Source organism: Acinetobacter sp. NIPH 542, from assembly GCF_000369825.1.
GTDB lineage: Bacteria > Pseudomonadota > Gammaproteobacteria > Pseudomonadales > Moraxellaceae > Acinetobacter > Acinetobacter oleivorans.
Window position 1 is genome coordinate 258,590 of the sequence record NZ_KB850209.1, and the last position, 11,883, is coordinate 270,472.

The 11,883-nt window shown below is 39.0% G+C and carries 8 protein-coding genes; 7 read left to right on the forward strand and 1 reads right to left on the reverse strand.

All coding sequences use genetic code 11. The features are described from left to right. Nucleotides 1-30: 30 nt before the first annotated feature. The 3 genes from lpdA (at nt 31) to sucD (ending at nt 3,683) form a co-directional block, all read left to right on the forward strand. Entirely contained in the window at nt 31-1,464 is a 1,434-nt protein-coding gene (gene lpdA, locus F886_RS19460) for a dihydrolipoyl dehydrogenase (RefSeq protein ID WP_005310073.1), read from the forward strand. A gap of 147 nt (nt 1,465-1,611) precedes the next feature. Further along, nucleotides 1,612-2,778, forward strand: coding sequence for an ADP-forming succinate--CoA ligase subunit beta (gene sucC, locus F886_RS19465; RefSeq protein ID WP_003655470.1), 1,167 nt, complete (start codon nt 1,612-1,614; stop codon nt 2,776-2,778). Between the two features lie 14 nt (nt 2,779-2,792). After that, on the forward strand, nt 2,793-3,683 hold the full coding sequence (gene sucD, locus F886_RS19470; protein ID WP_003655479.1) for a succinate--CoA ligase subunit alpha: 891 nt from the start codon (nt 2,793-2,795) through the stop codon (nt 3,681-3,683). A 407-nt stretch (nt 3,684-4,090) separates the two neighbouring features. On the opposite strand, the gene trpS is transcribed toward sucD, so the two are convergent. Next, complete coding sequence (gene trpS / locus F886_RS19475) at nt 4,091-5,104, reverse strand: tryptophan--tRNA ligase (protein ID WP_004789430.1); 1,014 nt, start codon at nt 5,102-5,104, stop codon at nt 4,091-4,093. 207 nt (nt 5,105-5,311) lie between these two features. On the opposite strand from trpS, the gene F886_RS19480 reads away from it, so the two are divergent. The 4 genes from F886_RS19480 to F886_RS19495 form a co-directional block, all read left to right on the forward strand. Beyond that, nucleotides 5,312-6,241, forward strand: coding sequence for a DUF808 domain-containing protein (locus F886_RS19480; protein ID WP_005310080.1), 930 nt, complete (start codon nt 5,312-5,314; stop codon nt 6,239-6,241). A 26-nt stretch (nt 6,242-6,267) separates the two neighbouring features. Then, nucleotides 6,268-7,167 (forward strand): KPN_02809 family neutral zinc metallopeptidase, encoded by a 900-nt coding sequence (locus F886_RS19485; protein WP_005310083.1) that lies wholly within the window; start codon nt 6,268-6,270, stop codon nt 7,165-7,167. 241 nt (nt 7,168-7,408) lie between these two features. Continuing rightward, the gene (locus F886_RS19490) at nt 7,409-8,911 is read left to right on the forward strand and encodes a cation:proton antiporter (protein WP_004789435.1); all 1,503 of its coding nucleotides are present in this window, start codon (nt 7,409-7,411) and stop codon (nt 8,909-8,911) included. Nucleotides 8,912-9,367: 456 nt separating this feature from the next. Further along, nucleotides 9,368-11,883 (forward strand): Ig-like domain-containing protein (locus F886_RS19495; protein ID WP_005310086.1); only part of this gene is annotated, 2,516 nt, incomplete at its 3' end.

Below are 11,883 nucleotides of genomic sequence, written 5' to 3' on the forward strand. Positions count from 1 at the left end.
ATCCTCTATCTCGGACCATGGAGATAAATAATGTCTCAACAATTTGATCTTGTTGTTATTGGCGGTGGTCCTGGTGGTTATGAAGCTGCAATTCGTGCTGCTCAACTAGGTTTTAAAGTCGCTTGTATCGAAAAACGTATTCACAACGGTAAGCCATCTTTAGGTGGTACATGCTTAAACGTAGGTTGTATCCCTTCTAAAGCATTACTTGACTCTTCACATCGTTATGAAGATACAGTGCATCATTTAGCTGATCACGGTATTACTACAGGTGAAGTAAATTTTGATCTTGCTAAGCTTCTTGCTCGTAAAGACAAAATTGTTGACCAATTAACTGGTGGTATCGATCAATTGCTTAAAGGCAATGGTATTGAGTGGTTAAAAGGTACTGGTAAATTACTTGCTGGTAAAAAAGTTGAGTTTGTTTCACACGAAGGTGAGACTCAAGTTTTAGAACCTAAATACGTAATTCTTGCGTCTGGTTCTGTACCTGTAAATATTCCAGTAGCTCCTGTAGATCAAGATATTATTGTTGATTCAACTGGCGCGTTAAACTTCCCAGAAGTACCTAAACGTTTAGGTGTTATTGGTGCTGGTGTAATCGGTTTAGAACTTGGTTCTGTTTGGCGTCGTCTTGGTGCTGAAGTTGTTGTATTTGAAGCAATGGATGCATTTTTACCAATGGCTGATAAAGCTTTGGCAAAAGACTACCAAAAACTTTTAACTAAGCAAGGTCTTGATATTCGTATTGGCGCTAAAGTTGCTGGTACTGAAGTTAATGGTCGTGAAGTGACTGTTAAATACACTCAAGGTGGCGAAGAAAAAACTCAGACTTTTGACAAATTAATCGTTTGTGTAGGCCGTAAAGCTTATGCAGAAGGTTTATTGGCTGATGATTCAGGCATTAAATTGACTGAACGTGGTCTAGTTGAAGTAAATGATTACTGTGCAACTTCTGTAGAAGGTGTATATGCGATTGGTGACTTGGTTCGCGGTCCAATGCTTGCTCATAAAGCAATGGAAGAAGGTGTAATGGCTGTTGAACGTATTCACGGTCATGCAGCTCAAGTGAACTACGACACAATCATTTCTGTTATCTATACACATCCGGAAGCGGCATGGGTTGGTTTAACTGAAGAACAAGCTAAAGAAAAAGGTCATGAAGTTAAAACTGGTCAATTCGGTTTTGCTGTAAATGGTCGTGCTTTAGCAGCGGGTGAAGGTGCTGGTTTTGTTAAGTTTGTTGCTGATGCAAAAACTGACCGTTTATTAGGTATGCATGTCATTGGACCTGCTGCATCTGATATCGTACACCAAGGTATGATCGCTCTTGAATTTGTATCTTCTGTTGAAGATCTTCAGTTAATGACATTTGGTCATCCAACATTCTCTGAAGTTGTTCATGAAGCTGCACTTGCTGTAGATGGTCGTGCAATTCACGCGATTCAACGTAAGCGTAAATAAAATAAAGAGCGGTTCTCCGCTCTTTTTCACATTTGATGGTGTGATTAAAAAAACATCAAGGTGATAGAGGTAGACAGCAATTTGCATATACAACATGAGAATGTTGCGCAAATTGAAGACAACAAACAAAGTTAAGTAGGTAACTAAATGAACTTACATGAGTATCAAGCTAAAGCGTTATTGAAAGAATATGGTATGCCGGTACAAGAAGGTATCTTGGCAACCAATGCAGACGAAGCAGTTGCTGCATTCGAACAGCTTGGTGGTAAATTCGCTGTAATGAAAGCGCAAGTTCATGCTGGTGGTCGTGGTAAGGCTGGTGGCGTTAAAGTTGCAAAATCTAAAGAAGATGTTATCGAGTTTGCAAATAACATTATTGGTACTCGTCTTGTAACTTATCAAACAGATGCAAATGGTCAACCAGTAAACAGCATTATTGTTGCTGAAGACGTATACCCAGTTGAGCGTGAGCTTTACTTGGGCGCGGTTGTAGACCGTTCTAGCCGTCGTATTACTTTCATGGCTTCTACAGAAGGTGGTGTAGAAATTGAGAAAGTTGCAGAAGAAACTCCAGAAAAAATTATCAAAGTTGAAGTTGATCCATTAGTTGGCTTACAACCATTCCAAGCGCGCGAAGTTGCGTTTGCTTTAGGTTTGAAAGACAAGCAAATCAGCCAATTTGTTAAAATTATGGCTGCTGCTTACCAAGCATTTGTAGAAAATGACTTTGCATTATTCGAAATTAACCCACTTTCAGTTCGTGAAAATGGCGATATTTTATGTGTAGATGCAAAAGTTGGTATCGACTCTAACGCGCTTTACCGTTTACCTAAAGTTGCTGCTTTACGTGACAAATCTCAAGAGAATGAGCGTGAATTAAAAGCATCTGAATTTGATCTTAACTATGTTGCTTTAGAAGGTAACATCGGTTGTATGGTTAACGGTGCTGGTCTTGCAATGGCAACTATGGACATCATTAAACTTTATGGTGGTCAGCCTGCAAACTTCCTTGACGTTGGTGGCGGTGCAACTAAAGAGCGCGTAATCGAAGCGTTCAAAATCATCCTTGCTGATACATCTGTACAAGGTGTTTTAATTAACATCTTCGGTGGTATCGTACGTTGTGACATGATTGCTGAAGCGATTATTGCAGCGGTTCAAGAAGTAAACGTAACTGTTCCAGTTGTTGTTCGTTTAGAAGGTAACAACGCTGAGTTAGGTGCTAAATTACTTGATGAATCTGGTTTGAAATTAATTTCTGCGAACGGCTTGTCTGATGCCGCAGAAAAAGTTGTAGCTGCAGTTAAAGCGTAAGGGGAGTATCAATCATGAGCGTATTAATTAATAAAGACACTAAAGTATTGGTACAAGGTTTTACTGGTAAAAACGGTACTTTCCACTCTGCACAAGCTTTAGACTACGGTACAAAAGTTGTTGGTGGTGTTACTCCAGGTAAAGGTGGTACTACTCACCTTGACTTACCAGTATTCAACACAATGAAAGAAGCTGTACGTGAGACAAATGCAGATGCATCTGTAATTTATGTACCAGCTCCATTCGTTTTAGATTCTATCGTTGAAGCGGTTGATTCAGGTGTTGGCCTAATCGTTGTGATCACTGAAGGTGTTCCAACAATCGACATGCTTAAAGCAAAACGCTACTTAGAAACTAACGGTAACGGTACTCGTTTAGTTGGTCCTAACTGCCCAGGCGTGATCACTCCAGGCGAATGTAAGATTGGTATTATGCCTGGTCACATTCACCAACCAGGTCGTATTGGTATTATCTCACGTTCAGGTACATTGACTTATGAAGCTGTTGCTCAAACAACTAAGCTTGGTTTAGGTCAGTCTACTTGTATCGGTATTGGTGGTGACCCAATCCCAGGTATGAACCAAATCGAAGCTCTTCAATTGTTCCAAGACGATCCAGATACTGATGCAATCATCATGATCGGTGAGATCGGTGGTACAGCGGAAGAAGAAGCTGCTGAATTCATCAAATCTAACGTGACTAAGCCTGTAGTAGGTTACATTGCTGGTGTAACTGCACCTAAAGGTAAGCGTATGGGTCACGCTGGTGCGATCATTTCTGGTGGTCAAGGTACTGCTGAAGAGAAATTCGCTGCATTTGAACGCGCGGGAATGGCTTACACTCGTAGCCCAGCTGAGCTTGGTTCAACAATGTTGCAAGTTTTAAAAGAGAAAGGTTTAGCTTAATTGCTTTATCCTGAATCTTAAAAAAACACCGCATCTGAAAAATGATGCGGTGTTTTTTTATCTATTAAAAATAAGTAATCAAGAAAATAAAATTTCTAAAGAAAACAAAATATTTAAGCAAAAAAATACGCAATGATTGGGGTGATCATTGCGTAGAACAACGAATCTGTAAAAACAGTTTCGGTTTAAGGAGAAATGTCGTGAGGTTCATATCATGTAACCTACATGATGAATAATAGAGATAGTTAAGAAATTCTTCATCGCTATTAGCGTTAATAAGTGTTACTTCACGTTAATAGGGTAAAAGCATGTGAATAGTCGTCAATACATTAGTAATTCTAAAAAATTATGCTATGAATAAAATAAGCATAAAAAAAGCCCCGAAGGGCTTTTAGTTTTTAAAGGAATTAGAATTTAAATAATCCTAAACCATCTTTAACTTCATCTAAGGTTTGTTGAGTAATAAGACGACACTTATCTGTACCTTGACGTAAAACATCCATAATATAATCAGGATCTTTAGCAAGTTCTTCACGACGTTCACGGATAGGACTAATCAATTCTTTTAAAACACCTTCAAGGCGTTTTTTAACAGTTCCATCACCTAAACCACCGCGACGATAGTGTGCTTTTAACTCTTCAACTTCTTCTTTATTTGGATCAAATGCATCTAAGTAAGTAAATACAATATTTCCTTCAACCTGACCTGGATCTTCAATGCGAAGATGATTTGGGTCGGTATACATTGCATTTACAGCTTTTTTAATGTCTTTATCAGAAGCATTTAAAACAATGGTATTACCTAATGATTTAGACATTTTTGCCTTGCCATCAAAACCAGGTAAGCGTGCCATATTTGAAAGCAAAGCTTTACATTCAGGTAAAAGGTCTTGGCCAATCTGACGGTTTACTCGACGTACGATTTCATTGGTTTGTTCAATCATTGGAATTTGATCTTCACCCACTGGAACCACAGTCGCTTTAAAAGCAGTAATGTCAGCCGCTTGTGCAACAGGGTAGCAGAGGAAACCAGCCGGAATGTCACGCTCAAAACCGCGCATTTGAATCTCAGACTTAATGGTTGGGTTACGCTCTAAGCGTGCAACCGTCACGAAGTTAAGATAGAGCATAGTAAGCTCATTTAGTGCTGGTAAGCATGATTGTACGCAAATCGTGGTTTTTGTTGGATCAATGCCTACAGCTAAATAATCTAGAGCAACTTCCAAAATATTGCGACGGACTTTATCTGGGTTATCTGCATTGTCTGTTAAGGCTTGTGCATCTGCTAACAAGAGATGTTGATGATGGCTATCCTGTAAACCTACACGAGAACGCAAAGAACCGACAAAATGCCCAAGATGAAGTTGTCCGGTTGGGCGGTCGCCTGTCAAAATAATTGGACGCTGATCAACATTACTCATTATTTATTCCACTGTCTTATTGGCTTAATCAGGGGTAGTAAGCCCTGCAATATAAAAGATTGGCATTATTGTACGGGAAATAAAAAAAATTCGTCAGCGATTGGTTAAACTTTTCTTAAAATAATATTGTGAATTTATTCAGTAAAATTACAGAAATTGAAAAAAATCATCTTACAATAGCCTAATAAATACAAACTTGGATAAGAAATGGCAAGTGGCTTACTTTTATTACTAGATGATATTGCAACAATTTTAGATGATGTTGCTTTAATGAGCAAAATGGCAGCAAAGAAAACTGCTGGTGTTTTAGGCGATGATTTGGCTTTAAATGCGCAACAAGTTACAGGTGTGCGTGCAGATCGCGAAATACCTATTGTTTGGAAAGTGGCTAAAGGTTCATTTGTTAATAAACTTATTTTAGTTCCTTTGGCTTTGTTGATTAGTGTGATTGCGCCTTGGCTGATTAATCCGCTATTAATGTTGGGAGGTTTATTTTTGTGTTATGAGGGGGTGGAGAAAGTTCTTCATACCATTATGCATAAAAAGCCATCTACATCAGAAGAAGCAAAAGCAGAATTTGATAGTGAAGAATTAGATTTAGCAAATTTTGAAAAAGAAAAAGTAAAAGGAGCTGTTCGAACAGATTTTATTTTATCGGCTGAAATTGTTGTTATTTCTTTAGGCACCGTGGCTACAGCCAGTTTAATGACTAAGGTAAGCGTACTTAGTATTATTGCTATTGTTATGACAATTGGCGTTTATGGCTTAGTTGGCATGATTGTTAAGATTGATGATTTGGGATTATATTTAACTAAGCAAACTACCTCATTCAAGCAAACTATAGGTCGAGGTTTATTAGCTTTTGCACCTATTTTAATGAAACTACTTTCAATCGTAGGCACCATTGCAATGTTCTTAGTTGGTGGCGGGATTATTAATCATACGATTCCATTACTTCATCACTTAACTGAAAACACCGTGGATCATGTAGAAACAATACCAGCGGTAGGTAATATTATTGGTGCTTTAACACCGACACTGATTAATTTTGGAATAGGACTGGTTGCAGGTGCAATTGTTCTATTAATTGTGAGTTTAATACAAAAAATGTGGCCAAAAAAAGCATCGGGTTCATGATGCCATTCTAAAATAAGAGGGAAATTATGCGCTGGAAAGGTCGTCGAATTAGTACCAATGTGGAAGACCGTCGAGGTGGTGGCGGTGTTAGAGCAGGTGGTATCAGCATTATTGGTTTGGTTGTTGCATTTGTTGCGTGGAAGTTTTTTGGGGTTGATCCACAACAAGCTTATCAGGCAACTCAGCAAGTCACTGCATCACAGCAGTCAAATGCAACTGCACCAGAAAGTTTAACACCCGAGCAAAAAGAAGCCTCTGATTTTGTTGGAACTGTTTTGGCTGATACAGAGGATACGTGGACTCCTATATTTAAACAGTTAGGTAAAACATATACGCCACCAAGATTGGTGTTATTTAGTGGGATGATTCAATCTGGATGCGGTACTGCTCAATCTGCAATGGGACCATTTTATTGTCCAGCAGACCAGAAGGTTTATATTGATACAGAATTCTTTAAAGATATGCGTCAGCAAATGGGAATTTCTGGTGAGCAAAACCAAACTGAACTTTCAAGACAGGATCAGGCAGGCGATTTTGCTCAAGCTTATGTGGTTGCACATGAGGTAGGGCACCATGTTCAAACCTTGCTTGGTATTTCTTCACAAGTTCAACAAGCCCGTGCACAAGCGAGCCAAAGAGAAGGTAATCAATTATCTGTTCGTCAAGAATTGCAAGCCGATTGTTTAGCGGGTATTTGGGCGAGTCATAATCAGCAACGTACTCAATTTTTAGAGCAAGGTGATATTGAAGAAGCGATGGATGCTGCTCAAAAAATTGGAGATGATTATTTACAGAAACGCTCAACTGGTCAGGTTGTTCCAGATAGCTTTACACATGGTAGTAGTGAACAGCGAATGCACTGGTTTCAGGTTGGTTTAAAAACTGGCGATATTAACCAATGCGATACTTTTAACAATCCAGTTTAATCTTTTCTTGGATGAGTCTTGTTAAACATATTTAACAGGCTCATCCGTTTTTCTTTAGATCATAACTATAAATAATGTTAAGAAATTTAACAGAGTGATAGATTGTTCATTCAATTCGTTAAACTTGTGCCCTAATTTCTGTTTTTTATGATTATGGCATTCTTTATGCCAGTTTTTATTAAGTTTGGTCGATCTAACAAAGTTTCTCTTATTTGGTCGTTGACCCAGAAGAAGGGTATTCATGGGTAATTTTTTTCTACTACAAGCATTCACAGTGGTTTTTGCGCTATCAATCGCAACCACGATCTTCAATAAGCGCATTTTAGGCTTTCCTCAGGCTATTGGTGTGCCGCTGGTCTCAGCAATTTTTGTCTTTATTTTGCAATGGGGCGCAAGCCTACTAAACGGTAACCAGTTTATTACCATTAATATTCATAATATTGAAGAAGCCGTGCGCCATATCGATTTTTATGATTTTTTAATTAATGGCGTCATCTGTTTTATTTTAACTTCTTCGGCACTTAAATTTAAAATTTCTGATTTAAAAAGTTACTGGAAGCAAATTAGTATTTTGGCCACCATTGCATTGGTCATTTGCGCCGTTTTATTTGGTGGATTGCTCTACGGGTTCCAACTTTTGGTTGGATATCATGTGCCAATTTTGGTGCTGTTGCTTTTAGGTGCAGCTTTAGGGGCAACAGACCCTATTGGTATTAAAGGTGTACTGAGTTCGATTCGTGCACCGCATCATTTGATCGTTAAGCTAGAAGGTGAGTCACTATTTAACGATGCAATGTGTATTGCATTATTTATGACCTTACTCAATGTTTTACAGGGTGAACATTTCTCGTTAATGGCGACACTAGAAGCTCTACTCTATGAAATTGTTGTTGCGGTCGGGATTGGTTGGGCATTTGGGGTAGGGGTGTTGCGTCTATTACGTGGTAAACACGAAATGGAGTCCCTGATTTTGACAACAGCTTTGCTTGCGAGTGGAGCATATTTAGTGGCTTTGTTTGCCCATGCATCAGCACCGATTGCCTGTGTAATAGGTGGTTTAATTGTCGGAAACAAATGGAAAGAAATACGAGAAGAGCGAGAGATTCAAGAGGTTAATCATTTTTGGCATACCGTAGAAGGAATCATCAACTCATTCTTATTTACTTTAATTGGCCTAGAGTTATTTATTCTTGATTTAAACTTTAGCCTAATTTTAGGCGGTATTGTTGCGTTCTTTATCCTACATATCTCTCGTTTTGCAGCCAACTTCATGGCTTTTGCCTTTTTCCCCAATATGCGGAAAATGAAAAGTTATAATGGTAGTTTAACCATTTTATCTTGGGGTGGGGTACGAGGGGGGATTTCACTTGCATTGATTTTGGCGGTTGCCAATATTCCTGCATTAAGTCCTTATAGCAGTATTCTGATTGGCTATACTTTTATTAGTGTGTTGTTATCAGGCATTGTATGTGGTCTGGGTTTACCAGCTGTGATGAATGCTTTCTATTACAATCCGAATGAAGAAACCGAAGGTTTAAAAGGTCTCTATCAACGACTGTGTCATAAGATGAATCGAAGAGGCTTTCAATATATTGTTGGCGAGGATGCTCTAGGTAGAGAAACAATTACCGTTTTTAATCCGGATATTCTGGTTGATCAAAAAACTGAAGATGGAATTGCAACGATGCATGACCCAAATAAGTTACAAGAAGTAAAACGATTTGAGAGCCCGGATAATTTCTAAATATTTGCGGTTTTAAATTTTATAAAAGATTTATAAATTAGGTTTTAGTGTAATAGTGAAATATTACCTAAAGCCTTTTTTTTCTATATATATCATTAATAATATATTTTATTTTATTAAGATATTAATAATTGTTATATGAATATTTTAATTAAATGACATTTCAACAAATGGTAAATATAAAAAAAGAAATTTGTTTTATATATAAAACATTTAAAGAAATTTTCTCTTAAATTAACACAAGATAAACTCAAAGAAGACTTATATATAATTTCTATTAATTAAAATTTTTTCTTTAGGTACTTTAGTATTTGTTTTTTTTATTTTAAAGTGGTTAATGTAAAAATGATCACATTACTTAATGTTTTTAAGTTGTAGGTCAAAAACTTTAAAACATTAAGTAAAAAGAATTATACAAAAAATCATTTAAATCAATAATATAAAAGGAATACAGATATGCCTGAAATACAAATTATTGCCAAGGATAGTCACGACACCTTGTCAACCATCAAGGGAACTTCCGCATCGCTTACAGAAGCATCGGTTGTATTGGTAAAAGTGGCTGCCAGTGATGTATTGGTAGTGAATAGGGAGGGAACCAATGCAGTCATTCGCCTTAAAAATGGCGAGACAATTGTTATTGAAGGCTTTTTTAGTGGAACAGCTGAGCCTAAAGATAACAGCCTTGTTTTTCAAGACGAAAATGGACAGTTAATCTGGGCAAAATTCAAAGATGCTGAAAATGATGCAGACGCGGACGCTGATGCGGATGCGGATGCCGACAGTGATGTTGAGCCACAAGCACTCGTAGCTGAAGATTTACCAGCTGCTTTACCAGCAGAGGCACCACAAGAGTTGGTGTCTGATGTTATTTATCAGCCTATTTCTTCAATTGAACCATTGCTTTATCACGATGGTGGTATAAACCCATGGCTGTGGGCTATCCCATTAGTTGCGGGTGGTATTATCGCAGCAGCATCGAATCATGATAGTAATAATGACTCTTCAACACCTACCGATACTACTCCACCAAATACAGATGGAGTAAATTTCTCTGTTAATTCAGTTACATCAGATAATGTACTTAATGCCTCAGAGGCAGCAGGTAATGTCACGATTACTGGTATTTTGAAAAACATTCCAGCAGATGCAGCAAATACTGTTGTGACTGTTGTAATCAATGGTCAAGAGTACACTGCAATTGTAGACAAGGTTGCAGGTACTTGGAGTGTAAGCGTACCGGGTAGTGGTTTAAAAGCAGATCCAGATCAAACTATTGATGCTACTGTAACGTTTACAGATGCAGCAGGTAATAGTAGCACTGTTAAAGATACGCAAACTTATACAGTAGATACCACAGCACCAAATGCACCAGTGATTGACCCAGTTAACGGGACAGACCCAATTACAGGTACGGCAGAACCTGGTTCAACAGTAACAGTGACTTATCCGGACGGAAGTACGAAAACTGTTGTAGCAGGACCAGATGGTACATGGTCAGTAGATAATCCTGGTGATCTTAAAGATGGAGATACGGTAACAGCCGTAGCAACAGATCCTGCTGGCAATACTTCCGGACCAGGGACTGCTATTGTGGATGCCGTTGGGCCAAATACAGATGGTGTCAACTTTGCAGTCGATTCAGTAACTGCTGATAACGTAATTAATGCCTTAGAGGCATCGGGCAATGTCACCATTACAGGTGTCTTGAAAAATGTTCCAGCAGATGCGACGAATACAGTCGTTACTGTTGTTATTAATGGTCAAACATATACTGCAACAGTTGATAAAGTTGCAGGCACTTGGAGTGTAAGTGTACCGGGTAGTGGTTTGGTTGCTGATGCAGATAAAACCATTGATGCTAAAGTAACTTTCACTGATGCAGCAGGTAATAGCAGCACAGTTAACGATACACAAACTTATACGCTTGATACATCAGCACCGACAGTCGCTCTTGATGATGTGCTCACAAACGACAGCACACCTGTGTTAACCGGTACAGTGAATGATCCGACCGCTACTGTGGTGGTGACTGTGGATGGTGTGAACTACCCAGCGACCAACAATGGTGACGGCACTTGGACCCTTGCAGATAATACACTGCCAGTGCTCACAGATGGTCCACACACGATTACCGTGACTGCAACAGATGCAGCAGGTAACAAAGGTACAGATACAGGTGTGGTCACAGTTGATACTGCAGCACCAAATACAGGATCAGTAAATTTTGCGATTGATTCGGTAACATCTGACAACGTGATTAATGCCTCAGAGGCATCAGGCAATGTCATCATTACAGGTGTCTTGAAAAATGTTCCGGCAGATGCGACGAATACAGTCGTTACTGTTGTTATTAATGGTCAAACCTATACTGCAACTGTAGACAGTGCAGCAGGTACATGGACAGTAAGTGTACTGGGCAGTGGTTTGGTTGCTGATGCAGATAAAACCATTGATGCCAAAGTAACATTCACTGATGCAGCAGGTAATAGCAGCACAGTTAACGATACACAAACTTATACAGTAGATACCACTGCACCAAATGCACCGGTCCTTGATCCAATCAATGCGACTGATCCAGTAACAGGTACAGCAGAACCGGGTTCAACCGTGACTGTAAGCTTCCCTGACGGTACGACAGCAACTGTGGTTGCAGGTACAGACGGCACATGGTCAGTACCAAACCCAGGTGATCTTAAAGATGGAGACACGGTAACAGCAGTCGCAACCGATCCAGCAGGTAACCCATCGTTACCGGGAACAGGTATTGTGGATGCAGTTGGTCCAAATACAGATGGTGTCAACTTTGCAGTTGATTCAGTAACTGCTGATAACGTGATTAATGTTTTAGAAGCATCAGGCAATGTCACCATTACAGGTGTCTTGAAAAATGTTCCAGCAGATGCGACGAATACAGTCGTTACTGTTGTTATTAATGGTCAAACCTATACTGCAACTGTAGACAGTGCAGC